This window comes from Actinoallomurus oryzae (genome assembly GCF_039541955.1).
GTDB lineage: Bacteria > Actinomycetota > Actinomycetes > Streptosporangiales > Streptosporangiaceae > Actinoallomurus > Actinoallomurus oryzae.
The window spans coordinates 42,779-67,303 of the sequence record NZ_BAABHF010000043.1; the positions used below are offsets into that span (position 1 = coordinate 42,779).

Here is a 24,525-nt window from a genome sequence, read left to right on the forward strand (position 1 = left end):
GGCCTAGATCACAAACTAGATCACGAAGGTGTGCCCCCCACCTACGGAGGACCCCGATGCAGGTTTCCCGGGTCGTCATCGCGGCCGTGTTCTTTGTCGTCGGGGCGCTCATCGTCATCCCGATGCTGTTCAACGGCTCCTCCCCCTCACAGCTGACGAGCGCCACGCCCTCACCCAACGTCTCGGCGTCGCCTTCGGCCTCTCACTCCAGGTCCGCCAAGCCGTCCCACACGCCCACGCACCGGCCCTCGCCGACGCGGTCGAGCCGGACACCGAGCAAGAACCCGGTCACGCCCCCGGCGCCGTCGGTGACGCCGAACGCGCCGCTGAAGGTCGCCATCGGCACCGTGCGGTGCCCCGGCCGCAGCGTGCTGGTGTCGGTCACCAACCGCGGCAGGTCGACCGAGGACTACACCATCACCACGGACGGCTCGATCTCGGTGGCCGACCGCATCCCGGCGGGCGCCACCCGCAAGTCCACCTTGACCATCAAGGAGGACCACGCGACCACGATCGCCGTGACCTGGCACAACGTCCCGGTCAAGAGCCTTGACCGTACGGCGCACTGCGCCCGCAAGGCACCGGGCCACACGCTGCCGCACACGGGCCCGAACAGCGGGATGATCGTCGCCAGGGTGGCCACGGGCATCGCCGCGATGCTGACCGGCCTGATCGTCTTCTGGTACGGCCGCCAGTGGCCGGGCCGCAAGGAGAAGATGTTCGGCGACAAGTGACCTCATCCCGGCCCTGAAGGGCCGGGATTCCTCCCCCCGGAGCCGTACGGGTCCGGGGGGTTACTCATGTGTCTCCGCCTGCCGGCGCCACCGGTCCGGCGGCCTTGCCGTTGATGACCGCAGATGAGCTCCCCCGCCTTGACGTGACCTCCGGGAGCTCACTACCGTTCTACTAACATCATAGTGAAAGGGAATGAGCATGTTCCAGTTTCGATTGGACGGCTCGAGCGGCGTCCCGCCCTACCTCCAGCTCGTGCAGCAGGTACGGCAGGCACTGCTGCTGGGATATCTGCGCTCCGGGGACCAACTGCCCACCGTGAAGGAGGTGGTCGCCTCCCTGGCGATCAATCCGAACACCGCGGTGAAGGCCTATCGCCAGTTGGAGCACGAGGGGATGGTGAGCGCCCGGCCGGGACAGGGCACGTTCATCACCGCCTCGGTCGAGCCGGTCGCCCCGGGACCGTACGCCCGGTTGCGCCGCTCGCTCGAACAGTGGGTCCGCGACGCCTACGCCGCCGGGCTGGACGACGAGACGGTCACCGCCATGTTCGCCACCATCCACAACGACCTGCGGGCGGAAGGGGTGGCATGAGCACGGCGCTGGAGACCAAGGGCCTCGGCATGCGCTACGGCAGGACCTGGGCGTTGCGGGGCTGCTCCCTGCGGCTGCCCACCGGCTCGGTGATCGCCCTGGTCGGCCCGAACGGCGCCGGGAAGACCACGCTGCTGCAACTGATCACCGGTCTGCTGCGCCCGGCGGAGGGAACGGTCGAGGTCCTCGGCCGGGACGCCCGCACCGGCTCGGCCGAGGCACTGGCCCGGGTCGGCTTCGTCGCCCAGGAGCACCCGCTCTACCGGGGCATGTCGGTGGCGGACCTGCTGCGGATGGGACGCTCACTCAACCTGCGCTGGGACCAGCCGATGGCCGAACGGCGGCTGGCCGACCTCGGCATTCCCCTGACCGCACGCGCCGGAGCGCTGTCCGGGGGCCAGCAGGCCCAGGTCGCCCTGGCACTGGCCCTGGCCAAGCGTCCCGCGCTCCTGGTGCTGGACGAGCCGCTGGCCAACCTCGACCCGATCGCTCGCCGCGACTTCATGCGCACGGTGATGACCGCCGTCGCCGAGGACGAGATCACCGTCCTGCTTTCCTCTCATGTGATCGCCGATCTGGAGAACGTCTGTGACCGGCTGGTGCTCCTCAGGGGCGGCAGGGTTCGACTCGCCGGCGCTATCGACGACGTCCTGGCCGGTCACCGGAGGCTGACCGGACCGCGCACCGGCGCCGAGCCACCGGTGCCCGGGCTCGTACGCGCCACCCACAGCGACCGTCACACCGACCTGCTGGTCCGCACCGGGACCGAGCGGCCCGACCTGCATCCGGCCTGGCGCTCTCACCCTGTCGGTCTGGAAGAACTCATCCTCGCCTACCTCGAAGCACCGACGGAGATCGCCCGATGATCTGGGTCACCTGGCGGCAGCACCGCGCCCAGGCGTTCGCCGGCCTGGCGTTGATCGCCCTTGCCGCCCTGGTCTTCCTGCCCTACGGCCGGGCGATCCGCGACGCCTACGCCCAGCACGGCGTCGGACCGTGCCTGGTCCGGGGCACCGGCGGGGACGGCTGTCAGTCGGCCATGACCACGTTCATGGAGCAGTTCAACGGTGTCGCGAACCACCTGCTGACCTGGTTCACTCCGATACCCGGCCTGATCGGCGCGATCGTCGGCGCGAGCCTGCTCGGCCGCGAGTACGAGCACGGCACCTGGCGCCTGGCCTGGACCCAGGCAGTGCCCCGTACCCGATGGCTGACGGCCAAGGTCCTGCTGGTCGGTCTCGGGATCATGGTGATCACCGGGAGCCTCAGCGCCGTCTTCGGCTGGTTCCGCAGCCCGGTGGACCACGTGTCCGGCAGGTTCTCCCCCGGGGCGTTCGACCTCGAAGGGCTCTCCCTCACCGGATACACGCTCTTCGCCTTCGCGGCGGGCGTCCTGGCCGGGCTGCTGATCCGCCGCACCGTCCCGGCGATCGTCGCGGCGTTCGCCGCCTTCATGGCGGTGCGTCTTCCGGTGGAGTACTGGCTGCGGCAGCGGTACCGGCCGCCGGTGACCCGCCTGCTCTCCCCCACCGGCCACTGGGGCGGCATCGGCCCAATGGCCGTACCCACCACGCCCGGCACGCCGGGCTGGATCCTCGACCAGGGACTGGTCGACAAGACCGGCCACCCCATCTCCGCGGTCCTCCAGACCCAGATCTCCCAGCGAGGCTCGGCCGCCGACGCCTACCTCCGCGGACTCGGACTCCACCTCAAGGTCGTCTACCAGCCCGCGAACCGGTTCTGGACGTTCCAGATCATCGAGGCGTCGCTGTTCGTCGGTCTCGCCGCAGCCCTCATCGGCGTCGGCATCGGGCTCCTACACCGCCGGAGCGCCTGATGAGGAGCAGCATGGTCAAGTTTCGAACGAGCGCCCGTCCCGGCTCGCCGAACCCTCGGCCACGGATCGCGACGGGTCTCGGCGCGGCGGGGATACTCTTCGCGGCGGCCGCATGCGCGCCCACCGGCGCCCAGACCGTCCGAGCGGTATCCGCCACTCCGCCCGAAAGCGCGGCGACGGACTGCGACTCCCTGACCACCTGCTACACCCCGCGCCAGATCCGAGTGGCCTACGGCATCCAGCCGCTGCTGGACCGCGGGATCGACGGCCGCGGCCAGACCATCGTGGTGCCCGCGCTCGCCGCCCAGCGGCCGCCGCCGCCGAAGGTCGGCGACATCCGCCAGGACCTGAAACGGTTCGACGGCCTGTTCGGACTGCCCGCCGCGCGGTTGAAGGTCGACACGGCACTGGCCGGGGAGGTCTCGCCCTGGCTCGCCAACCAGGAAGAGGTACAGGACGTCGAGATCCTGCACGCGGTCGCCCCCGCCGCGACCATCCGTGTCGTCCTGGTCGAGCCGACCGCCCTGAGCAGTCCGGCGAACGCCATGGCCGCCCTGACCGGTGCGCTGCGACGCGGCCTCTCCCACGCCGACGTGATCTCGATCAGCGCCGGCTGGGGCGAACACTGCCTCACCCGCGCCCAGGTCGCCCGGCAGCACGCGGTGCTGCGGTCGGCGCGGGACCGTCATGTCACGGTCGTCGCCGGCTCCGGTGACACCGGCGCCGTGAGCAGGCCCTGCCCGGGATCGACGTCCCAGGACGCCTGGACCCCGGTCAACGAGGTCAGTGCCCCGGCCTCGGACCCGCTCGTCCTCGCAGTCGGCGGCACCATCCTCACCGGCGACCGCAGGACGGGCGCCTACGTCGGCGAGACCACCTGGAGCGTCCCCTCGCACTCCCAGGGCACGGGTGGAGGGTTCAGCCACCTGTTCTCCCGGCCCGGCTACCAGGACGGTGTCGCCGACGCCGCACGGGCCGTGCCCGACGTGGCCGCGGACGCCGCTCCCGGCACCGGCATGGCGATGGTCGTCAGCGGCAGCGGCAGCGGCAGCGGCAGCGAAGACACCATCTTCGGAGCGAGCGGCACCAGCGCCAGTGCCCCGCTGTGGGCCGCGCTGATCGCCCTGGCCGACCAGGCCGCCGGACACGACCTGGGCTTCGTCAACCCCGCGATCTACCGCATCGGCCACAGCGGCGGCCGGCACACCGCCTTCCACGACGTGACCACGGGGAACAACACCGTGACGGCCTCCGGCGAAACGATCAGCGGCTACGGGGCGAGACCCGGTTACGACCCCGTCACCGGCTGGGGCGGCCCTGACGCGCGTGTGCTGGTTCCCCTGCTCACGCGCTACGCCGGAGGCTGAACAAGCCGACGCTCCGCGCTCCGGTCACAGCAGGTCGGTCGCCGACTTGTGGACCTTCGCCAGCGCGGTCATAAGACAGCGGCGCTCTGCCTCGGTGAGATCGGCGGTGACCTTCTCCTCCAGGCTGCGGCGCTCGGCCTCCACCGGCTCCTGAAGCGCCCGGCCCGCGTCGGTCAGCCAGAGCCTGACCAGCCTGCTGTCGCGTTCGTCGCGGCGGCGGGTGAGCAGACCGACGGCGCTCATCCGCGTGGCCATCTTGACGACCGTGGGCGTGGTGACGTGCAGCGCGGCGGCGATCTCGCCGGGCGTGCGGCCGTCGCGCTCCCACAGCGCGGCCAGGAGGTGATTCTGCCCCTGGTGCAGGCCGTGGCGGCGCATGGCGGTCTCGGCCAGCGCCCGCAGTACCTTCGTCGTCTTGCTGTGCAGGTCGAGGAACTCGGCCATCGCCGCCTCCGTACGAGCAGATCGATTGACGGCTAATCATTTGCCGGTTAACGTACTCCTCGCGTCAGTCGTTAGACGGCAAATGACTAGGAGCATCGATGATACTGATCACAGGAGCCACCGGCAGAATCGGCCGTGAGCTGGTGCGAGAGCTCGACGCGGCGAAGGCGGACGCCCGCATCCTCGTCCGCGATCCGGCCCGCGCGGCCGGCCTGCCCGCGAGCGCCGAGCGCGTGGTCGGCGACCTGGACGACCCCGCGACACTCGCCCCCGCCCTCGACGGCGTCGACCGGCTCTTCCTGCTCACCCCGGGCATCGGGGTCGACCAGGCCGCGAACGCCATCACCGCGGCCCGCGACGCGGGCGTGCGGCACATCGTGCTGCTGTCATCCATCTGGGCCGACGGAGACCCGGTGCCCGCGATGGGCCGCTGGCACCGCGAACGCGAGCGCCTCCTGGAGGCGTCCGGCGTGCCCGCGACGATCCTGCGCCCCGGCGGCTTCGCCACCAACGCCCTCGAATGGGTGCCCTCCATCCACGAGAACGGGTACGTCGTGGACGCGATCGGGCCCGGCCGGGCCGCGGCCATCGACCCGGCCGACATCGCCGCCGTCGCCGCCGCCGTCCTCACCCAGGACGGGCACGAGGGCCGGACCTACGTCCTCACCGGCGACGAGGCTCTCACCACGGTCGAGCAGGTTCAGATCATCGCCGACACGATCGGCCGCGACATCGAAGTCCGCGCCGCGACCACCCCGGAAGAGATCGTCCGGTCCCGCTATCCCGGCGGCGCTCCGAAGCCGCTCGCCGACGCCGTCCTCGAGGCCGCGGCGGTCATGCGCGCCGACATCACCGGAGTCCGGACCGACACCGTGGAACGCCTGCTCGGCCGCCGCCCCCGCACCTTCGCCGACTGGTGCGCGCGGAACCGCGACGCCCTGCTGAACCTCTAGCGCCCGGCGGTGGCGGCCTCCTGCACGGCCGCCGCCACCGCGTGCGCCACGTCCGCGTGGAACACGCTCGGCACGATGTAGTTCGGACCGAGCTCCTTGTCGGTGACGACCTCGGCGAGAGCGCGGGCCGCGGCGAGCAGCATGTCCTGGGTGACCGTACGGCTCTGGGCGTCGAGCAGGCCGCGGAAGACGCCCGGGAAGGCCAGCACGTTGTTGATCTGGTTCGGGTAGTCGCTTCGGCCGGTGGCGACCACGGCCGCGTGCTCGCGCGCCTCCGCCGGGTCGACCTCGGGGTCGGGGTTGGCCAGGGCGAACACCACCGAGCCCTCGTTCATCGTGGCGATGTCCTCACCGGTGAGGATGCCGGGCGCCGAGACGCCGATGAACACGTCGGCGCCCCGCACCGCGCCGCGCAGGTCGCCGGAGTAGCCGTCGTGGTTGGTGTTCTCGGCGATCCAGCGCAGCGACTCGTCCAGGTCGTCGCGGCCGGTGTGCACCGCGCCGCGGTAGTCGCAAACGACGATGTTCTTGGCTCCCGCGTGCATCAGCAGCTTGAGCACGGCCGTGCCGGCGGCGCCCGCGCCCGCCATCGCCACGCGCACGTCGGCGAGGTCCTTGCCCACCACGCGCATGGCGTTCATGAGCGCGGACAGCACGACGATCGCCGTGCCGTGCTGGTCGTCGTGGAAGACCGGGATGTCGAGCAGGTCGCGCAGCCGGCGCTCCACCTCGAAGCAGCGCGGCGCGGAGATGTCCTCCAGGTTGATGCCGCCGAACGCCGGCGCGAGGATCTGCACCGTACGGACCAGCTCGTCGGTGTCCTGGGTGTCGAGGCAGATCGGCCAGGCGTCGATGCCGGCGAACCGCTTGAACAGCGCCGCCTTGCCCTCCATGACCGGGAGGGCTGCCTCCGGGCCGATGTTGCCGAGGCCGAGCACGGCCGAGCCGTCGGTGACCACGGCGACGCTGTTGCGCTTGACGGTCAGGCGCCGCACGTCGTCGGGGTTGCGGGCGATCGCCAGCGAGACCCGCGCGACACCCGGGGTGTAGGCCATGGACAGCTCGTCGCGGTTGCGCAGCGGGACCTTCGACTGCATCTCGATCTTGCCGCCGAGGTGCATGAGGAACGTACGGTCACTGACCTTGTGGATGGTGACGCCGTCGACCTGCTCCAGCGCGTCGACGATCTCCTGGGCGTGCTCGGTGTCCCGGGTGGCGCAGGTGACGTCGATGCGGAGCCGGTCGTGGCCGGCCGGGGTGAGGTCGAGCGCGGTGACGATGCCACCGGCCTGCTCCACCGCACCGGTGAGCTGGCTCACCGCTTTGCCGCCGGCCGCCACCTCGAGGCGGACGGTGATCGAGTAGGACACGCTGGGCACGGTCGCCACGTCAACTGCTCCTTTTGCCTGGTCAGGGCTTCGCCTCGCGATGATTACACGCGTCCGGCGGGGTCCGGGCCTCGGGCGTCGGCTTTGTTGTTCAGAGGATGGCGAGCGCGGCCGTCACGATGATGTCGGCACAGGCCGGCGCCGCCAGCCGCGTACTGTCGATGACCAGATCATAGAGCGCCGGGTCGGCCGGGTCGGCCCGGTAGAAGTGCTTGACGTACGCGGTCCGCGCCCGGTCGTTGTCGTCCAGGAGCCGCTCGGCCTCCCGCTCGGACAGGTCCAGCGACTCCTGGACGCTCGCCAGCCGCCGCCTCCGCGGCCCGTCGAGGCGTACGTGCAGGGCGCCCGGGAGGCCGGCGAGCACGAGCTGGGAGGCGCGGCCGAGGATGACCCCGCCCCCGTGCTCGGCGATCTGTTTGATCACGTTCTCGGTGCGGACGAGGAACTCCTCCTCCGGCACGAAGCCGCGCTCCGGAAGGGTGGTGTCCATCCCGCCGAGGGTGACGTTGGGCAGCCGGGCGGCGCTGGACAGGAGGCGGCCGAGGCCGTGCTCGGTACGGTCGTCGTGGTCGAGGGCCTCTTCGAGCGAGCAGCCGATCTCCGCGGCGACGGTGTAGGGGATGGCGCGGTCGACGAAGGGCGCGCCGAGACGCTCGGCGACCGCGGGGCCGATGACGCTACCCCCCGCGCCGAACGCCGCGGAGATCGTCACGACGCCGGCCATGACCGGATGATTCCCGTCCGCGCGCGGTCAGAACAGCGCCGACGCGAGCCGGCGCCGTGCCTGTCCCACGCGGGGATCGTCGGGCGGCAGCACCTCGAACAGCGACAGCAGGTGCTTGCGCGCCAGGTCACGGTCGTCGCCGGAGGTACGGCGTACGGTGCCGATCAGCCGGTCGAACGCCTCTTCGACGCGCCCCTCGACGAGGTCGAGGTCGGCGACGCGGGTCTGGGCCTCGGCGTCGTCCGGGCGGTCGGCGGCGTCCTTGCGCGCCTGCTGCGGGTCGAGGTCGGTCACCCGGCGCTGCAGCTCGACCAGGGCCAGGCCGCTCTTGGCGTACGCGTCGCTCGGCTGCGACTCGAGGATCTTGCCGAACGCGCTCGCCGCCGCGTCGAGGTCGCCGCGCTGCAGCGCGGCCTCGGCCTCGTCCTGCAGAGGGTCGCCGGCGGGCTCCTGAGGCGCGGCGGGGGCGCCGGCGCCCTCGGGCATCAGACCCTGCTCGCGCAGCGCGTCGAACAGCTGGTCGAGGACCTGACGCACCTGCGGCTCGGGCGCCGCGCCGTTGAGCACGGGCAGCATCTGGCCGGCGACCACCGCGGCGACGAACGGGATGCCCTGCACGCCCATGCGGCTGAGCTGCTGGGCCAGGCCCGGATTCGCGTCGATGTCGACCTTGGCCAGCACCCAGCTCCCGGCCGCCTCGTTCGCGAGCTTCTCCAGGATCGGGCCGAGCTGCTTGCAGGGCTGGCACCAGTCGGCCCAGAAGTCGACGAGCACCGGAACCGTACGCGACCTGTCGATGACCTCGGCGTTGAACGTCGCATCGGTCACGTCGATGACGGAGGCGGAGCCACCCGCGGAGGCCGGACGCTGCTGCGCCCGCTTCGCCGCGGCCTGCCGGGCGCCCAGGTCGACGGCGCCGTGCAACGAGAAGTCCGATGACGTCATGACATCCATCCTGCCGCATACACCGGCGAATGCGTACGAGCGGCCTGCCGGTCGTCTCCCCCGGCCGGGCGCAGGGCCCGTCCGGGGGCTCAGAATCGGGCGGGCTCGGAGTAGCTCCCCCACTCGTCGCGCAGGGCGCCGCAGATCTCGCCCAGGGTGGCCTCGGCGCGGGCGGCGTCGAGCATGGCCGGGATGAGGTTGTGCTTCGTACGGGCGACCTCGACCATCCGGGCCAGTGCGGCGTCCACGGCGGCCTGGTCGCGCTCGGACCGCCGGGCGGCGAGGAGGCGGTTCTGCTCGCGCTCGACCTCGTGGCTGACCCGCAGGATCTCCAGCGGCTCCTCGATGCTCTGCGTGTGGCGGTTGACGCCGACGATGTGCTTGTCGCCCTTCTCCAGCTGCCGCTGGTAGGTGAAGGCGGCGTCGGCGATCTCGGCCATGAACCAGCCCTCCTCGATGCCGTGCAGGATGCCGCCGGTCATCGAGCCGTCCGGGCTCATGTCCTTGATGCGGGCGAAGATCTTCTCCGCGTCGGCCTCGATCCGGTCGGTGAGCGCCTCGACGTACCAGGAGCCGCCCAGCGGGTCGACGACGTTGACGACGCCGGTCTCCTCCATGATCACCTGCTGGGTGCGCAGGGCGATCTCGGCGGCCTTCTCGCTCGGCAGCGCCAGCACCTCGTCCAGGGCGTTGGTGTGCAGGGAGTTGGTGCCGCCGAGGACGGCGGCGAGCGCCTCCAGCGCGGTGCGCACGACGTTGTTGTCGGGCTGCTGCGCGGTCAGCGACACTCCGGCGGTCTGGGTGTGGAACCGCAGCCACTGGGCCTTCTCCGACGTCGCGCCGTACACGTCGCGCATCCAGCGCGCCCAGATGCGGCGTGCGGCGCGGAACTTGGCGATCTCCTCGAAGAAGTCGATATGGGAGTCGAAGAAGAACGACAGGCCGGGCGCGAAGACGTTGACGTCGAGCCCCCGCGACAGGCCAAGCTCGACGTACCCGAAGCCGTCGGCGAGCGTGAAGGCGAGCTCCTGGGCGGCCGTGGCCCCGGCCTCGCGGATGTGGTACCCCGAGACGCTCAGCGGCTTGTACGCCGGGATCTCGGCGGCGCAGTACTCCATCAGGTCGCCGATGAGGCGCAGGTGCGGCTCGGGCGCGAACAGCCACTCCTTCTGCGCGATGTACTCCTTGAAGATGTCGGTCTGCAGCGTGCCGTCCAGGCCGTGGATGTCGGCGCCCTGCCGCTCGGCCGCCACGAGGTACATGCAGAAGATCGGCACGGCCGGGCCGGAGATCGTCATGGAGGTCGTGGTCTCACCGAGCGGGATGCCGTCGAACAGCACGTCCATGTCGGCGGCCGAGTCGATCGCGACGCCGCAGTGGCCGACCTCGCCGAGGGAGCGGGCGTCGTCGGAGTCGCGGCCCATGAGGGTGGGCATGTCGAAGGCGACCGACAGCCCGCCGCCGCCGGCGGCGAGGATCATCTTGTAGCGCTCGTTGGTCTGGCGCGCGTTGCCGAAGCCGGCGAACTGCCGGATCGTCCAGGCCCGCCCGCGGTAGCCGGTGGCGTACAGGCCGCGGGTGTAGGGGAACTCCCCCGGCCAGCCGATGCGCTCGAACCTGGGGTCGGCGGCCGGCGGGCCGTAGACCGGCTCGACCTCGACGCCGGACAGGGTCGTGAAGTCGGCGTCCCGCCTGCGCGACGCGTCGAACCGCTCCTGCCAGCGCCGGCGGCCCTCCTCGATGTCCTGCATGTCCATGAGCGTTCCTCCGGGTTGCTCCTCACTCCAAAGGTACTAGGACGTCCTAGTAATTTGGGCCGCGGAGTCGGTGCGAGCCGGTCCGGAGGCTTTCCCGGGCCCGCGCGAATGGGTTCGCCGGCGGCGGGTGGAGCCCGATCAGTCCTGGAAGTCGCCCGCGGTCACCCGCAGCGACCGCAGCACATCGAAGATCCTTCCCTGCTCCTCCTCGTCGTACGCGCCGAGGCCGAAGTCGGCGGCCATGAGGTCGCGGGTGGCGCGCTCGACGGTGTCGCGGCCGCTCGGGGTGATCTCGGCGAGCACGCCGCGGCCGTCACGCGGATTCGGGCGGCGGAGGACGTACCCCTGTCTCTCCAGCCGGTCGATCGTGTTGGTCACGCTCGTCGGGTGCACCATCAGCCGTTCGCCGATCTTGGATAGCGGCAGGGCGCCTTTGCCGCTGAACGTCAGCAGGACAAGGGCCTCGTAGCGCGCGAAGGTCAGGTCGTACGGCTTGAGAAGGGCGTCGAGTTCGGCGATGAGGATCGCCTGGGCGCGCATGATCGACGTTACGGCGAGCATGGCGGGCGAGCGCCCCCAGCGGCGTTCCCAGAGGTCACCGGCGCGGGCGATGGGGTCGAAGGGGAGGTTGAGCGGCTTGGGCACCCGGACACGGTAGCGCCTGGGGAACGGCGGCCCCCGGCGGATCGGAGCAGACATCCGACATTTACTGAACTATGACAACAATTGTTTCCCGCATACTCCTCGAATCATTGCCGCCCACACCGGCGGACACAACAACGCTGACAGTCATCACCAAGGCAAGTTATAGTTCCGTTGTCGGTGCGTGCGGCGACGGCAAAGGGGGGCGTCGACGCGGCCGTTCATCGGGCTGATCCGCCTCAAGCCTCGAGCGCGCACCGAGATTTCGGGGGGTAGTAAATGATCGCGGATTTCTCCACGATCGTGGCACGGGACATGGGAATCCGCCGCGGGGGGCGGTGGATCCTTCGTCCCACCACGTTCGGCATCACCTCGGGGGTGGTGGGGCTCGCGGGTCCGCCCTGCTCGGGCAGGTCCGCCCTGTTGACGACGCTGGCCACGCTGCGCCGGCCCAGCGTGGGCGAGCTGGAGCTGCTGGGCCACGACGTGACCGGGCCGGCCGGGCAGCGCGCCGTGCGCCCGCGCCTCGGCCTGCTGCCGCACCGGTTCGGCTGGGCGGCCGGGGTCACCGCCCGCGAGTACGTCGCCTACGCCGCCTATTTCAAAGCCACGCCGAAGGACGCGGTCGAGGCGATTTTGGAGCGATTTGAATTGACCGATGCCGCGGAATTGGAGATGGACATGCTGCCCGCCGATCTGCGGTTGCGGGCGGGCCTCGCGGCGACCTGTGTGCACCGGCCGGATCTGGTGTTCCTGGACGAACCACTCGGGTCGGTCACCGATCCGGAGCGCGACGAGCTGATCGGCCTGCTGCGCGGGCTCGCGCCGGCCGTGGTCGTGACCGCGCCCGATCCGGCGGAGCTGACGGGGTGGTGCGACCGGGTCTTCACCATCGCCCGCGCGCGCCTCATCGAGTCCTTGGAGGTCTCCCGAACGTGGTCCCGGGTGCCGGCCGGTGTCTGACCTGGGGCGGGTGCTGCGGATCGACGCCCGCCGCACCGCCCCGTTCCTGGCCGTCCCCGCCCTGGCGCTGCTCGGCGGGGTCGCGGCCTGGCATGCCCTGCTGCCCGGGGTCGCGTACTGGGACGACGCCGTCGCGGCGCTGTTCGCCTCGGTGCGCGTGCTCGGGCCGGCCTCCGCGGCCCTCGCCGCCTGGGTGGCGCTGCGCGAACACCGGCTCGGCTACCTGCGGGGGCTGAGCGCCCGGTCGCCCGCGCTCGGGCCGCTGCTGGACCTGACCCTGCTCGGCGTCGTCTCGCTGAGCGCGTACGCGGTCGTGGCCGCGATCGTCGTGGTGAAGACCCTGCTGCACGTCGAGAGCGGGCATCCCCAGGTGGTCGGACTGCTGGCGGGCGCGCTCACGCTGCTCGACTACGCCGTGATCGGCTACCTCGCGGGCCGCGCGGTCCCCCGGCTGCCGACGGTCGCCGCCGCGGCGGCCGTCACCTGTCTGTGGGGGATCGTCCGCCCGGGCACGTGGACGTACCTGCTGCCGCCGCCGGGGGTCGAGCACATCCATCCGTTCGCCGGCCTGCGCACCGAGCTGCTCGCCGGGCAGGCCCTGTGGTCGCTCGGCATCGGCGGGCTCCTGGTCAGCGGCTACCTGTGGGTGCTCACGCGGCGGGCGCGGCTCGCCCTGCCTCTCGTGGCGGCGGCGGTCCTGATCACGGTCACCACCCTGTGGATCCACGCCCAGCAGCGCGCGCCGCTCGCGCCCCGCGCGTTCGAGTACTCCTGCCGCCAGTGGCCGCTGACCGTGTGCGTGCACCCGGCGTTGCGCTCGGCGCTCCCGTCGCTGGAGGCCGCCCTGACCCCCCTGGCCACACGCCTGAGCGGTACACCGGGCGGCTTCACCCGGGTCGAACACCGGCCCGACAACGACTTCCCGCGCCCCGGGCACGGCGTGGTCTACATCCACCTCAAGGACCTGTCCCCCGGGTACGAACACCGCGCGGAGCAGGAGATCCAGATCAGCCTCCTCGACGCCCGCACCTGCGCCAACCCCGCACACGCCGCCGGCGTGCGCTACACCGCGCTGGTGTCGGCCTGGCTGCTCGACGAGACCCCGCCCCGCATGCCCGACACGGCGGCCGCCCGCGCCTTCGGCCGCTGGGCCGAGTCGCGCCGCCGGCACTGGCTGCGCCTCCACTACGCGCGCTACCGCTCCTGCACGCTGCGCGGCCTCGACTTCCGCCTCCTCTGAGCGAACCCGCGGAGGCGGACCTCCGAGAGGGCGCGCACGGAGGCGGACCGCGCTCCTTCGGATGCGCCCGGTGATCGAAGAGCCCGCCGCCCGCGCGCAATGTTGACTATCGTCTGCGGCGTGGACTGGAGTTTGCTGACCTGCGCCCGCAAGGGCCACATCACGTACGCGCCGGACGAGACCGCCCTGCGCGACCGGCTGCACGTCGAGACGCCGGCCGGCGAGGCGTGGCGGTGCCTGCGCTGCGGCACATACGTCCACGGAAAGCCGCACGGCAAGGGTCCGGCCGACCGGGCGCCGCTCGTCATGCGCGGGCGCGAGCTGCGCGACGCGCTCGTCATGCGGTTCTTCGCACTGGAGCGGGTGATCCGCGGCCTGGTGATCGCCGCGGCGGCGTACGGCGTGTGGCGGTTCTCCGCCCACCGCGGATCCATCGAGAAGGTCTTCGAGAAGGAGATCCCGCTCCTCAAGCCCATCGCCCGTCAGGTCGGATGGGACCTGGACAACTCCCACGTCGTGGAGAGCATCCGCCACGTCTTCGTGCTCAAGTCCAGCACGCTGACCTGGTTCGCCCTCGGCCTGCTCGCCTACGGCCTCATCGAGCTGATCGAGGCGGTCGGCCTGTGGCTGCTCCAGCGCTGGGGCGAATACTTCGCCGTCGTCGCCACCGCCTGCGGGCTGCCACTGGAGATCTACGAGCTGACCGAGCGGATCACCGCCGTCCGCGCCGGCGCGCTGGTGATCAACGCCGGCCTCGTCGTGTATCTCCTGGTGTCCAAGCGACTGTTCGGGATCCGCGGTGGCAAGGAGGCGTACGAGGCCCGGCGGCGTGGTGAGTCGCTGATCGAGGTCGAACAGGCCGCCGTCACGTCACATGCGGAGCCGACTGGGTGACTTTCGCGTCTATCTGGGGAATAGCCGGGTTGAGCTGACCCCAGAGGTGATGCGAAATGGCGCACTCGGACACCACCGAGGACACCCAGATATCCGAGCGTCCCCGCAGGCCGGTCCTGCGTGCGGTCGCCGTCGTCGTCGTACTCGTCGCGCTGGTCTACGCCGGCCTGCAGGCGGCGCACAAGCTGCCGCACTGGCTCAACCCGTTCGGCGAGACGACCAAGGATCGCAGCGCGCCCGTCGTGCTGAACTCCATCCAGAACCTTTCCCGTTACGAGGCCGCGAGCGGTAACTTCCAGGTCGTCGTCGACCTGGAGAAAGACGCGAAGTTCCTGCCCAGCGCGCTGCGCGGAAAGCGCACGCTCTTCGTCGGGAACGGCACCGTCGACGCCTACGTCGACTTCTCCCACGTCGGCAACGGCGCCCTCACCGTCGACAAGGCGCGCGAGACGGTGACCGTCCGCATGCCCCACGCCCAGCTGGAGAAGACCAACCTCGACCCCAAGCACAGCTACGTCTTCGCCACCCAGCGCGGCCTGTTCGACCGTTTCGGCGACTTCTTCGGCTCCAACCCCAACCAGCAGCAGCAGCTTTACGTCCTGGCGGCACAGAAGATCCAGGACGCGGCGAACTCCAGCGGACTCGCGCAGCGTGCCGACGCGAACACGAAGCTGATGCTCACGAACATGTTGAAGGCTTTGGGCTTCAAAACCGTTACGGTGACTTTTGCCACAGCTTCCTGAATGAGGGCGAAGGATTACCGGGGGAATACCTCCTCATGAGGCGTGGTTGGTGACGAGTCGGGGTGATTCGCTGTGTCCATCGCAGCAGAAGCGGCAACGCTCGCGCATGACCCGGTGCGCCGGCCGACCTGGCCGTTCGCCGTACCCGTCGCGGCCGCCGCGGTCGCAGTGGGTCTCCCCGCGCTCGTCCCCTCCTTCTCCCCGCGGCCCGCGGAGCTTCTCGTGGGCGACCCGTTCCCCGGCGGGCAGGAGCTGCTCCTCGCGCTGATCCTGCTGGCCGCCGCCCGCGGTCTGCTGCTCCGCCGCCGTGTGGCGTACTACGTCGTCCTCGCGCTCACCATCCTGTCCATGCTCGACGCGGTCAACGTGCGCGACTTCGGCCGGCTGCTCATCCTCGGGGTGGCGGCGGCAGGCTTCGTCCGCTACCGCGGCGAGTTCGACACCACGCCGAGCCGGTTCCGTGCCGCGGTGCGCGCCGGCCTGGTCACGTACGGGGTGGCCGTCGCGTACGGGCTCGTCATCCTGATCGTCCAGCGGCACCACATCTCGCCGGGTCCCTCCGCGAGCGAGGCCGGGCGCGAGATCCTCGCCGGGCTGAGCGCCTCCGGTTCCGGGCCGCTGCACTTCGACGGCTCGGCCGACCACTGGTTCATGGCCAGCCTCGGCGTTCTGGGCGGCGGCGGCCTGCTCGCGATGTTCCTCACGCTGCTCTCACCCGCGCCCGCGCCGCCGCCCGGCACCGACGAGGAGCGCGCCGAGGCGGCGCGCCTGGTCGACGCCGACGGCTCCGACACCCTGGCGCCGTTCCTGCTGCGCGGCGACAAGTCCTACGTCTTCAGCCCCGACCGCCGCGCGGTGATCGGCTACCGCGTCCTGTTCGGCGTCGCCGCCGCGGGCGCCGACCCGGTGGGCGACCCGCACTCCTACCCCGACGCCGTGGCCGAGTTCGTCGCGCTGGCCCGCCGGTCCGGCTGGCGGATGGCCGTGCTCGGCGCCCGCGAGGACCTGCTGGACCTGTGGACCCCGTACGGCATGCGCGCGATCGGCATCGGCGACGAGGTGCTGCTCACGCCTGATGAGTTCGGGCTGAGCGGCCGGAGCATGCGCAACGTGCGCCAGGCGGTGCGCCGTACGCACAACGCCGGCGTGACCACCGAGGTGCTGCCCGAGGGCGCGCTGGCCGAGGACGACCGCGAACGGCTACGGGCACTCGCCACCGAGGCGCTCGGCGGCGTCGAGGAGCGCGGCTTCTCGATGAACATGGACGCGCTGCTCACCGGGCGGCACGCCTTCCCGGTGGTCGTGGTGGCCCGCGACGCCGACGGCACGCCGGTGGGCTTCCAGCGCTACCTGCCGAGCGCGTCGGCCCGCCGCCTGTCGCTCGATGTGATGCGCCGCGCGCCGGGCTCGCCGAACGGCCTCAACGAACGCATGATCGCCGACATCATGGAGTACGCCGCCGAGCACGGCGTGGAAGAGGTGTCGCTCAACTTCGCGGCGTTCCGCGAGCTGTTCGAGACCGAGGACCGCGGCGCGCTGGAGCAGGGCACGTACCACGTGATCCACCTGCTCGACCGGTTCGTGAAGGTCGAGTCGCTGTACCTGTTCAACCGCAAGTTCAAGCCGCGCTACGTCGGGCGCAAGGTGGTGTTCCCCTCGTGGGCGAGCCTGCTGCCGATCGCGGTCGCGCTGCTCACGCTGGAGTTCGGGCACTCGCGCACGGGCGGCGAGGGCGGCCGGCGGCACGCTGAGACCGCGCCCGACGACTCCTACGCGCTGCCGATCACCACGGGCTGGTGACGGCCCTCCCCCGACGGCCACTCAGCCGGACTCGGTAAGGCCTTCGGCCGGCCCGCCTCTTCCCCGACGGCCGCTCAGCCGGACTCGGTGAGGCCTTCGACCAACTCGTCGGCGGCGGCGTACGGGTCGCAGGTGCCGTCCAGCACCTTCTCGGCCAGTACGTCGAGGCGCTGGTGGCCGTGCAGGTCGCCCATGCGCTCGCGGAGCGCGGTGACGGCGATCGCCTCGATCTCGTCGCGCGCGCGGGCGTGGCGCCGCCGGCCCAGCTCACCGGACTCCTCCATCCACGCGAGGTGGTCGTTCAGCTTGCGTACGACGTCGGCGACGCCCTCGTCCTTGACCGCCACCGTCGGCACGATCGGCGGCTTCCAGCCCTCCGGCGCGGCCAGCGCGATCATGTTGCGCAGGTCGCGTACGGTCTGCTGCGCACCGTCGCGGTCGGCCTTGTTGACCACGAAGACGTCCGCGATCTCCAGGATGCCGGCCTTGGCCGCCTGGATGGAGTCGCCCATTCCGGGCGAGACCAGCACGATGGTCGAGTCGGCGAGCGAGGCGATCTCCACCTCCGCCTGGCCGACGCCGACCGTCTCGACCAGCACCACGTCGCAGCCGGCCGCGTCGAGCACCCGGATCGCCTGAGGCGCCGCCCACGCCAGCCCGCCGAGATGGCCACGGCTGGCCATCGAGCGGATGAAGACGCCCGCGTCGGAGGCGTGGTCCTGCATGCGCACGCGGTCGCCGAGCAGCGCGCCCCCGGTGAACGGCGAGGACGGGTCGACGGCGAGCACGCCGACCCGCAGGTCCTGACGGCGGAACGCGCGTACCAGCGCGTTGGTCGAGGTCGACTTGCCGACCCCCGGCGAACCGGTCAGGCCGATGACGCGTGCCCGGCCCGCGAGGGGGTTGAGCGCCGCCATGACCTCGCGGAGCTGCGGCGAGGCGTTCTCGATCAGGGTGATGAGCCGCGCGACCGCGCGAGGCTCGCCCTTACGCGCCCGCGCGACCAGATCGTCGACGTCGGCCGTACGCGCCACCGGGGTCAGACCTTCAGGATGAGAGCGTCACCCTGGCCGCCGCCGCCGCACAGCCCGGCCGCGCCCACGCCGCCGCCGCGACGGCGCAGCTCATGCGCCAGGTGCAGCACGATACGGGCGCCGGACATACCGATCGGGTGGCCGAGCGCGATCGCGCCGCCGTTGACGTTGACCTTGGTCTCGTCCACGCCGAGGTCGCGCATCGACTGGACGCCGACCGAGGCGAACGCCTCGTTGATCTCGATGAGGTCCAGGTCGCCGACGTCGAGGCCCTCCTTGCCGAGCGCGTGCTTGATCGCGTTGCTCGGCTGGGACTGCAGGGAGTTGTCCGGGCCCGCGACGTTGCCGTGCGCGCCGATCTCGGCGAGCCAAGTGAGGCCGAGCTCCTCGGCCTTGGCCTTGGACATGACGACGACCGCGCACGCGCCGTCGGAGATCTGCGAGGAGGACCCCGCGGTGATCGTGCCGTCCTTGCTGAAGGCGGGCCGCAGCCGTCCGAGCGACTCGGCGGTCGTGTCGGCGCGCACTCCCTCATCCTGCTTGAAGACGATCGGCTCGCCCTTGCGCTGCGGGATCTCGACGGGGACGATCTCGTCGTCGAACAGGCCGTTCTTGGCCGCCGCGGCGGCGCGCTGGTGCGAGCGCGCGGAGAACTCGTCCTGCTCCTCGCGGGTGATGCCCAGCTTGGCGTTGTAGCCCTCGGTCGACTCCCCCATCGAGATGCCGTCGAAGGCGTCGGTGAGCCCGTCGTGCGCGGTCGCGTCGAGCACCTCGATCGAGCCGTACTTGTAGCCGTGCCGCGCCTTGGGGAGCAGGTGCGGCGCGTTGGTCATCGACTCCATGCCGCCCGCCACGACGACGTCGAACTCGCCCGCCCGGATGAGCTGGTCGGCGAGGGCGATCGCGTCGAGCCCCGACAGGCAGACCTTGTTGATCGTCAGCGACGGGACGTTCATCGGAATTCCGGCCTTGACCGCGGCCTGACGGGAAGGGATCTGACCGGCTCCGGCCTGGAGCACGTGTCCCATGATCACGTACTCGACCTGGTCGCCGGTGACGCCCGCGCGGTCGAGCGCCGCCTTGATCGCGAGCGCGCCGAGATCGACGGCGGCGAAGCCCTTCAGCGAGCCGAGCAGACGGCCGATGGGCGTACGTGCCCCGGCGACGATGACAGATCCGGCCATGAACGAGACCTCCAGCACCCGATCGGTACGACGTTTGCCAACATACCCACACGGGGACAGTGCACTTCCTGGGAGGCCAACGCCATGTTCACCGGACTCACGCGCATCGATCACGTCGGGATCGCCTGTCACGACCTCGAGGAGAAGATCGCTTTCTACGAGTCGACGTTCGGCCTGGTCGTGGCCTCGCGCGAGGTCAACGAGGCGCAGGGCGTGAAGGAGGCGATGCTGCACGTCGCCGACGGCCCGTCCGGCTCCTCCTACGTCCAGCTGCTGGAGCCGCTGGGCCCGGACACGCCGGTGGGCAAGTTCCTCGCCAAGCGGGGCGAAGGCGTGCACCATGTCGGCTACGGTGTGGACGACGTCGCGGCCGCGCTCGAGGCGATCGGGGCGAAGCACGTGCGCCTGCTCGATGAGCGTCCCCGCCACGGGTCGATGGGAGCCTCCATCGCGTTCCTGCATCCGAAGGACGTCGGAGGGGTGCTGACCGAGCTGGTCCAGGCAGCGGAAGATCCTCGTAAGGGTCGACACAACGCCTGACTTCTCGTAACAACCAAGACATTTCACCCAGGGCGTCAAGTTGAGCCCCCAACACGGCAGTGTCCGGAGTACGCTGCTGTCGCCGGAAGTGGTCCAGCGCGTGCAATACCCCGTAACACGCAGTATTCGCGCGGCCATGATCCGACATCTCCACCCACCGGTAGCCGTCTCGTCACAGCAGGATTGAGCCTCATGCAGTCCGACATCGACGCCCAGCTCAGTAACTTCTTCGAAGACACGCCCCCACGCGAGTTCGACGTGGTGCTTCGCGGCTACGACCGGCACCAGGTCGAAGAGCACATCAAGCAGCTTGACAACGAGGTCCGCCAGAGCCGCGAGCAGGCCCAGGCGATGCAGCGCGAGCTGTCCGACGCGCATCGCCAGCTGCAGGAGCAGGAGCGGCCCACCTACTCCGGGCTCGGCGCGCGCATCGAGCAGCTGCTCCGCCTCGCCGAGGAGCAGGCCACCGAGCTCGTGCAGGCGGCACGGTCGGAGGCCAACGAGATCAAGGCCGCGGCCAAGGTCGACGCGGCCGAGCTCCGCGCCACCGCCGAGAATGAGGCCGCCGAGCTCCGCGCCACCGCCCAGCGCGAGGGCGAGGACATGCGCAACATGGCCGAGCGCGAGGCCGAGGAGGTGCGCACGTCCGCCCGTCGCGGGGCCGACGAGCTGACCTCCACGACCGAGCGCGAGGTGGCCAAGCTGCGCGCCACCGCCGACCACGAGGTCGCCGAGAAGCGCGCCGCCGCCGAGCGTGAGATCGCCAAGCTCCGCACCACGACCGAGCGCGAGGTCGCCCAGCTGCGGGCGTCCACCAAGCGCGAGCGCGACGAGATCCTCACCACGGCCAAGCGCCAGGCCGACGAGATGCGGGCCCAGGCCCAGCGCATCCTCGAGGAGAGCGAGGCCCAGCGCGCCCAGGCCGAGGGCGAGTTCGAGATCCAGCTCGCGGCCCGCCGCGAGGAGGCCGAACGCCAGGACGCCGAGCGTCACGCCGCCGCGCAGAGCGCGACGCAGAAGCTCGTCGCCGAGGCCGAGCAGCGCGCCGCCTCCGCCGAGCAGCGCGCCACCAAGGCGACCCAGCAGGCAGAGCAGACCCGCCGCGAGGCCGACAACCACGCCAAGCAGCTCGTCGCGAACGCCCGCAAGAACTCCGACTCGGTCATCGCCGAGGCGAAGGCCCAGGCCGAGCAGCTTCTGTCGGACACCAAGGCCGAGGCCGAGAAGATGCGCAGCACCGCGCAGCGCCAGGTCGACGAGCTCACCCGCCAGCGCGACAGCATCACCAGCCACCTCAACCAGCTGCGCCAGCTCATCGGCGGCGTCGCCACCCCGGGTGGCGACGAGGCCATCTCCGCGCCGCCGGAGAAGCCCGCGATCGCCGCTGCCGAGCCCAAGCCGGCCCCGGCGCCGAAGGCACAGCAGCAGTCCCAGCCGCGCAAGAAGGACGACGAGGACGACTGGTGGCAGGAGTGACCATCAGCGGTCGCGCCGAATAACGCGGCGAATCCCGCAACAGAACGCGAGACGGGCGGAAAGCCTAGAGGAGTTTTCCCTCTAGGCTTTTTGCCGTAATTTGGGGCACTCCACGGGAGGTGAAGGGTGCCTGAAGAACTCCCGGAGAGCGATCGGCGCGCGGACCGGGGCCTGCTGGCCCGGGCCCGCCGCCGTACGAAGGAGCCGGCCGATGAGGCCGGCTCCGATACGGCTAATTCCGAAACGCCGGAGACGGACGCGTCCGAAACCGGCGCGGCCGGAGCAGCCCATGAGGCCTCGTCCGAAACCGGCACGCCGCGCGAGGACGGTTGTGGTGCGTCCGATGAGACGGGAGACGGCCGGAGCAAGCCGGGCACCGCGGCGACGGACCAGGTGAAGCGCCTCGTGCTGTGGGGCCGCCGCATGTGGGCCCAGCGCCAGAAGATCTCCGGCACCACCGGCGGAACGACGGGAGGCGCGCAGCCCGGCGGCCTGGCCGCCACAGGCCGTCCAGGCCGGTCCACGGCGCCCGGCGCCGCGAGCACCACCACGGTCGCCGACGGCACGGCCGCCGCGACCACCACGGCCCCTGACGGCCCGGCCTCGACCGCCGCGGCGGACCAGACCATCGCGACACTCGCCGAAGGCACGGCCGCGATCCCCGAAGAGGACGGGGGGCTCGCGCGGCGGCGTAGCCGGGACGGCGAGGCGGATCCGATCACCGACATGAAGGCCCGTCAGCGCGAGGCGGGCGTGGACGAGCGGTTCCCGTTCGGGCGGCCCGGACGGCCGCTCACCCGGAACCATCCGTTCGTCTTCGGCTTCTACGGCGCGCTCGGCGTGCTCGCCGCGTACATCCTGGTCCAGGCGCTCACCAACGCCCGTTCGGTCATCATCCTGATCGTCGTCGCGCTGTTCCTGGCCGTCGGCCTCAACCCGGGCGTGGAGGCGCTCGAACGCATCGGCGTCGCACGCCGATGGTCGGTGCTGCTGGTGTTCCTGGCGCTGGTCGGGTTCTTCGTGGCGTTCGGGTTCGCCATCGTGCCGCCCCTGTCGGAGCAGACGACCGCGATCATCCACAACCTGACCAGCGGCCACGGCTACCTCGAACAGCTGCAGAACAACCCCAAGCTGCGGGACCTGGACCAGCGCTACCACCTCCTGGACAAGGCGCGGACGGCCCTGGAGAGCAAGGACCTGGGCACCCGGGCCGCGAACGGCGTCGTCGGCGTCGGCCAGGTCGTGGTCAGTGGCGTCTTCAGCACGCTGACCGTGCTGATCCTCACGCTGTACTTCCTGACCTCGCTGCCGAGCATCACCGGCTTCATGTACCGGCTGGCACCGCGGTCGCGGCGGGCGCGGGTGGCGCTGCTCGGCGACGAGATCCTCGCCCGGATCGGCGGGTACGTCGCGGGCAACCTGCTCATCTCGCTGATCGCCGGCGTGACGACGTACATCTTCCTGTTGATCGTCGGGGTGCCGTACGCTCTCGCGCTCGCGCTGCTCGTGGCGATCACCGACCTGATCCCGCTGGTCGGCGCCACGATCGGGGCGGTCTTCGTGACCGCCATATCGTTCTTCTCCGGCCTGTGGGTCGGCATCGCCACCGCGATCTTCTTCGTGATCTACCAGCAGGTCGAGAACTACGTCGTCCAGCCGAGAGTCATGAAGCGGTCCGTCGACGTACAGCCCGCGGTGACGATCATCGCCGCGCTGATCGGCGGCGCGCTGCTCGGCGTGATCGGCGCGCTCCTCGCGATCCCGGCCGCCGCGGCGGTGGCGCTGATCCTGCGCGAGGTCGTGATGCCACGCCAGGAGGAGTCGTAGGGCACGCCCACGCCGGCCCGCACAGCAGGCCGGCGTGGGCGGACGGAAGCGACATCGCCCCCGGGGCGTCAGAAGCCCTTCGCGATGTCGCGTGCCTGGGCGTCGGCCGCCCGCCGCGCCTCCTCGTAGTCGCCGGCGAGCGTGGGGTGGAACGGGATCTCGCTGATGTCGGTCAGCCCTGTCCAGCGCAGCCAGTCGTTGAAGAACGTCGACTGGAAGTCGCTGCCGAACTCCGGGCCGAGCGCCGGGCCCCACACGGCGCTGGTGTAGACGACGGCGACCCGCTTACCGCGCCCCGCCAGCAGGTGACCGTACCCGGTCGCCGGGTCGACGCTGAAGATCCAGCCGGGCTGGCTCACCACGTCGACGAACTGCTTCAGCACGTACGGCACTGACGCGTTCCACATCGGCACGCTGAACAGCAGCCGGTCGGCGGCGTCGAACCGCTCGAACGTGCGTCGTGCCGCGGCCCACGCCGCGGCCTCGGAGTCCTGCGGCTCGCCGCCGCCGAACACCGTCATCTTCGCCTTCGCGCCGACGGCGAAGTCCGGCAGCGTCCCGTCCCACAGGTCCCAGTGCTCCACCTCGTCGCCGGGGTGCGTCTCCCGGTACGCGTCCGTAAACACCTGTGCGATCCGCAGTGACTCCGAGGCGTCGTCGCGCGGCGAGGCGGAGATGTGCAGCAGCTTTCCCATGCGTTCGCTCCGATCGACCTTCCGGACTGTAGTCCGGTTACGTTGGCCGTGAATATACGGACTTTAGTCCGTATACGTCAAACCCCCGCGATCATCTGTACTAGAGTCCGGTTCCATGCACCGTGTCACCGCGGCCGACCGCAGAGACCTGCCGCTGCTGACGGGCGGCGCACCGCGGGAGCGAGCCGACGCGGCGCGCAACCGCACCAAGGTGCTCGCCGCCGCGGACGAGCTGTTCCGGCGCAACGGGGTGGCCGCCGTGAGCATGGACGATGTCGCCGCGGCCGCCGGCGTCGGCAAGGGCACGCTGTACCGCCGCTTCGGCGACAAGTCGGGCTTGGCGGCGGCCCTGCTCGACGAGCGCGAGTCCGAACTGCAGGCCGCGATCCTGTCCGGCCCACCGCCGCTCGGCCCGGGAGCGCCCCCGGCGGACCGGCTCGCCGCGTTCGTCTCCGCCTACCTGGCCTACGTCGACGCCCACCTCGATCTCGTGGCGCTGTCACAGACCGCCAGTCCGGGCGCGCGGCTGCGCACCGGCTCTCATGGGTTCTGGCGGCAGCACTGCGGGCTGCTGCTCACCGCCGCCGGCGTTCCCGACCCGGATCTCCGCGCCGACACGCTCCTCGCCGCGCTCACCGCCGAGCAGGTCCGCCACTGGCGCCGCGACGAGCGCCGTCCGCTGCCCGCGCTGATCGACGCGATCGACGCGATCGCCCGCCGCCTCGCCGTGCCGCCTTCTCCGTGAC

24 protein-coding genes are annotated in these 24,525 nt (G+C 71.2%); 15 read left to right on the forward strand and 9 right to left on the reverse strand.

All coding sequences use genetic code 11. From position 1 onward, the window contains the following. The first annotated feature begins 56 nt into the window (after positions 1–56). The 5 genes from ABEA10_RS34125 to ABEA10_RS34145 all read left to right on the forward strand — a co-directional run bounded on the left by ABEA10_RS34125 (position 57) and on the right by ABEA10_RS34145 (position 4,530). Positions 57–734, forward strand: coding sequence for a hypothetical protein (locus tag ABEA10_RS34125; RefSeq protein WP_329253049.1), 678 nt, complete (start codon positions 57–59; stop codon positions 732–734). Between the two features lie 199 nt (positions 735–933). Next, positions 934–1,326, forward strand: coding sequence for a GntR family transcriptional regulator (locus ABEA10_RS34130; RefSeq protein WP_345471030.1), 393 nt, complete (start codon positions 934–936; stop codon positions 1,324–1,326). After that, a complete protein-coding gene (locus ABEA10_RS34135; RefSeq protein ID WP_345471032.1) occupies positions 1,323–2,192 on the forward strand; it encodes an ABC transporter ATP-binding protein in 870 nt (289 codons plus the stop codon). Before ABEA10_RS34130 ends, ABEA10_RS34135 begins: the two co-directional genes overlap by 4 nt. Continuing rightward, entirely contained in the window at positions 2,189–3,163 is a 975-nt protein-coding gene (locus tag ABEA10_RS34140) for an ABC-2 transporter permease (protein WP_345471034.1), read from the forward strand. Before ABEA10_RS34135 ends, ABEA10_RS34140 begins: the two co-directional genes overlap by 4 nt. Positions 3,164–3,174: 11 nt before the next feature. Further along, positions 3,175–4,530, forward strand: coding sequence for a S53 family peptidase (locus tag ABEA10_RS34145; RefSeq protein WP_345471036.1), 1,356 nt, complete (start codon positions 3,175–3,177; stop codon positions 4,528–4,530). Between the two features lie 24 nt (positions 4,531–4,554). On the opposite strand, the gene ABEA10_RS34150 is transcribed toward ABEA10_RS34145, so the two are convergent. Further along, positions 4,555–4,974 carry a MarR family winged helix-turn-helix transcriptional regulator gene (locus ABEA10_RS34150; RefSeq protein ID WP_345471038.1) on the reverse strand — a complete coding sequence of 140 codons (420 nt, stop codon included), beginning with the start codon at positions 4,972–4,974 and terminating at the stop codon, positions 4,555–4,557. Between the two features lie 98 nt (positions 4,975–5,072). On the opposite strand from ABEA10_RS34150, the gene ABEA10_RS34155 reads away from it, so the two are divergent. Next, a complete protein-coding gene (locus ABEA10_RS34155; protein ID WP_345471039.1) occupies positions 5,073–5,927 on the forward strand; it encodes an NAD(P)H-binding protein in 855 nt (284 codons plus the stop codon). Here ABEA10_RS34155 and ABEA10_RS34160 read toward each other — a convergent pair. From ABEA10_RS34160 to ABEA10_RS34180, 5 genes are all read right to left on the reverse strand, one after another. After that, positions 5,924–7,315, reverse strand: coding sequence for an NAD-dependent malic enzyme (locus ABEA10_RS34160; protein ID WP_345471041.1), 1,392 nt, complete (start codon positions 7,313–7,315; stop codon positions 5,924–5,926). The genes ABEA10_RS34155 and ABEA10_RS34160 overlap by 4 nt on opposite strands. Positions 7,316–7,406: 91 nt before the next feature. Further along, positions 7,407–8,039: a cytidylate kinase-like family protein gene (locus ABEA10_RS34165; RefSeq protein ID WP_345471043.1), complete on the reverse strand. Its 633-nt coding sequence runs from the start codon at positions 8,037–8,039 to the stop codon at positions 7,407–7,409. A 27-nt stretch (positions 8,040–8,066) separates the two neighbouring features. Further along, a complete protein-coding gene (locus ABEA10_RS34170) occupies positions 8,067–8,984 on the reverse strand; it encodes a tetratricopeptide repeat protein (protein ID WP_345471045.1) in 918 nt (305 codons plus the stop codon). 89 nt (positions 8,985–9,073) lie between these two features. Next, positions 9,074–10,741: a coenzyme B12-dependent isobutyryl-CoA mutase large subunit gene (icmA, locus tag ABEA10_RS34175; RefSeq protein ID WP_345471047.1), complete on the reverse strand. Its 1,668-nt coding sequence runs from the start codon at positions 10,739–10,741 to the stop codon at positions 9,074–9,076. A gap of 138 nt (positions 10,742–10,879) precedes the next feature. After that, a complete protein-coding gene (locus ABEA10_RS34180; RefSeq protein WP_329253019.1) occupies positions 10,880–11,386 on the reverse strand; it encodes a MarR family winged helix-turn-helix transcriptional regulator in 507 nt (168 codons plus the stop codon). Positions 11,387–11,662: 276 nt separating this feature from the next. Here ABEA10_RS34180 and ABEA10_RS34185 point away from each other — a divergent pair, with 276 nt between their 5' ends. From ABEA10_RS34185 to ABEA10_RS34205, 5 genes are all read left to right on the forward strand, one after another. Further along, complete coding sequence (locus ABEA10_RS34185) at positions 11,663–12,346, forward strand: ATP-binding cassette domain-containing protein (protein ID WP_345471050.1); 684 nt, start codon at positions 11,663–11,665, stop codon at positions 12,344–12,346. Next, on the forward strand, positions 12,339–13,586 hold the full coding sequence (locus tag ABEA10_RS34190) for a hypothetical protein (protein WP_345471052.1): 1,248 nt from the start codon (positions 12,339–12,341) through the stop codon (positions 13,584–13,586). The genes ABEA10_RS34185 and ABEA10_RS34190 overlap by 8 nt, the downstream gene beginning before the upstream one ends. A gap of 120 nt (positions 13,587–13,706) precedes the next feature. Then, entirely contained in the window at positions 13,707–14,480 is a 774-nt protein-coding gene (locus ABEA10_RS34195) for a DUF2127 domain-containing protein (RefSeq protein WP_345471053.1), read from the forward strand. Between the two features lie 56 nt (positions 14,481–14,536). Further along, positions 14,537–15,223 carry a DUF4230 domain-containing protein gene (locus tag ABEA10_RS34200; protein ID WP_329253005.1) on the forward strand — a complete coding sequence of 229 codons (687 nt, stop codon included), beginning with the start codon at positions 14,537–14,539 and terminating at the stop codon, positions 15,221–15,223. A 72-nt stretch (positions 15,224–15,295) separates the two neighbouring features. Continuing rightward, positions 15,296–17,023 (forward strand): bifunctional lysylphosphatidylglycerol flippase/synthetase MprF, encoded by a 1,728-nt coding sequence (locus tag ABEA10_RS34205; RefSeq protein ID WP_345471056.1) that lies wholly within the window; start codon positions 15,296–15,298, stop codon positions 17,021–17,023. Between the two features lie 74 nt (positions 17,024–17,097). Here ABEA10_RS34205 and meaB read toward each other — a convergent pair whose 3' ends face one another. Further along, positions 17,098–18,057, reverse strand: coding sequence for a methylmalonyl Co-A mutase-associated GTPase MeaB (gene meaB / locus ABEA10_RS34210; RefSeq protein ID WP_345471058.1), 960 nt, complete (start codon positions 18,055–18,057; stop codon positions 17,098–17,100). A gap of 5 nt (positions 18,058–18,062) precedes the next feature. Beyond that, positions 18,063–19,241 carry an acetyl-CoA C-acetyltransferase gene (locus ABEA10_RS34215; protein WP_345471060.1) on the reverse strand — a complete coding sequence of 393 codons (1,179 nt, stop codon included), beginning with the start codon at positions 19,239–19,241 and terminating at the stop codon, positions 18,063–18,065. Positions 19,242–19,325: 84 nt separating this feature from the next. Here ABEA10_RS34215 and mce point away from each other — a divergent pair, with 84 nt between their 5' ends. The 3 genes from mce to ABEA10_RS34230 all read left to right on the forward strand — a co-directional run bounded on the left by mce (position 19,326) and on the right by ABEA10_RS34230 (position 23,084). Then, entirely contained in the window at positions 19,326–19,781 is a 456-nt protein-coding gene (gene mce / locus ABEA10_RS34220) for a methylmalonyl-CoA epimerase (protein ID WP_345471061.1), read from the forward strand. Between the two features lie 192 nt (positions 19,782–19,973). Further along, a complete protein-coding gene (locus ABEA10_RS34225) occupies positions 19,974–21,257 on the forward strand; it encodes a DivIVA domain-containing protein (protein WP_345471062.1) in 1,284 nt (427 codons plus the stop codon). A gap of 126 nt (positions 21,258–21,383) precedes the next feature. After that, complete coding sequence (locus ABEA10_RS34230; RefSeq protein WP_345471064.1) at positions 21,384–23,084, forward strand: AI-2E family transporter; 1,701 nt, start codon at positions 21,384–21,386, stop codon at positions 23,082–23,084. A 68-nt stretch (positions 23,085–23,152) separates the two neighbouring features. Here ABEA10_RS34230 and ABEA10_RS34235 read toward each other — a convergent pair whose 3' ends face one another. Beyond that, positions 23,153–23,779 (reverse strand): FMN-dependent NADH-azoreductase, encoded by a 627-nt coding sequence (locus tag ABEA10_RS34235; protein ID WP_345471066.1) that lies wholly within the window; start codon positions 23,777–23,779, stop codon positions 23,153–23,155. A gap of 115 nt (positions 23,780–23,894) precedes the next feature. Here ABEA10_RS34235 and ABEA10_RS34240 point away from each other — a divergent pair, with 115 nt between their 5' ends. Further along, positions 23,895–24,524 (forward strand): TetR/AcrR family transcriptional regulator, encoded by a 630-nt coding sequence (locus ABEA10_RS34240; RefSeq protein ID WP_345471068.1) that lies wholly within the window; start codon positions 23,895–23,897, stop codon positions 24,522–24,524. Position 24,525: the final 1 nt, after the last annotated feature.

Coding starts and splice junctions, on each gene's coding strand:
- ABEA10_RS34125 (WP_329253049.1), top strand. CDS start 57: ATGCAGGTTTCCCGGGTCGTCATCGCGGCCGTGTTCTTTGTCGTCGGG.
- ABEA10_RS34130 (WP_345471030.1), top strand. CDS start 934: ATGTTCCAGTTTCGATTGGACGGCTCGAGCGGCGTCCCGCCCTACCTC.
- ABEA10_RS34135 (WP_345471032.1), top strand. CDS start 1,323: ATGAGCACGGCGCTGGAGACCAAGGGCCTCGGCATGCGCTACGGCAGG.
- ABEA10_RS34140 (WP_345471034.1), top strand. CDS start 2,189: ATGATCTGGGTCACCTGGCGGCAGCACCGCGCCCAGGCGTTCGCCGGC.
- ABEA10_RS34145 (WP_345471036.1), top strand. CDS start 3,175: ATGGTCAAGTTTCGAACGAGCGCCCGTCCCGGCTCGCCGAACCCTCGG.
- ABEA10_RS34150 (WP_345471038.1), bottom strand. CDS start 4,974: ATGGCCGAGTTCCTCGACCTGCACAGCAAGACGACGAAGGTACTGCGG.
- ABEA10_RS34155 (WP_345471039.1), top strand. CDS start 5,073: ATGATACTGATCACAGGAGCCACCGGCAGAATCGGCCGTGAGCTGGTG.
- ABEA10_RS34165 (WP_345471043.1), bottom strand. CDS start 8,039: ATGGCCGGCGTCGTGACGATCTCCGCGGCGTTCGGCGCGGGGGGTAGC.
- ABEA10_RS34170 (WP_345471045.1), bottom strand. CDS start 8,984: ATGACGTCATCGGACTTCTCGTTGCACGGCGCCGTCGACCTGGGCGCC.
- icmA (WP_345471047.1), bottom strand. CDS start 10,741: ATGGACATGCAGGACATCGAGGAGGGCCGCCGGCGCTGGCAGGAGCGG.
- ABEA10_RS34185 (WP_345471050.1), top strand. CDS start 11,663: ATGATCGCGGATTTCTCCACGATCGTGGCACGGGACATGGGAATCCGC.
- ABEA10_RS34200 (WP_329253005.1), top strand. CDS start 14,537: ATGGCGCACTCGGACACCACCGAGGACACCCAGATATCCGAGCGTCCC.
- ABEA10_RS34215 (WP_345471060.1), bottom strand. CDS start 19,241: ATGGCCGGATCTGTCATCGTCGCCGGGGCACGTACGCCCATCGGCCGT.
- mce (WP_345471061.1), top strand. CDS start 19,326: ATGTTCACCGGACTCACGCGCATCGATCACGTCGGGATCGCCTGTCAC.
- ABEA10_RS34225 (WP_345471062.1), top strand. CDS start 19,974: ATGCAGTCCGACATCGACGCCCAGCTCAGTAACTTCTTCGAAGACACG.
- ABEA10_RS34235 (WP_345471066.1), bottom strand. CDS start 23,779: ATGGGAAAGCTGCTGCACATCTCCGCCTCGCCGCGCGACGACGCCTCG.
- ABEA10_RS34240 (WP_345471068.1), top strand. CDS start 23,895: ATGCACCGTGTCACCGCGGCCGACCGCAGAGACCTGCCGCTGCTGACG.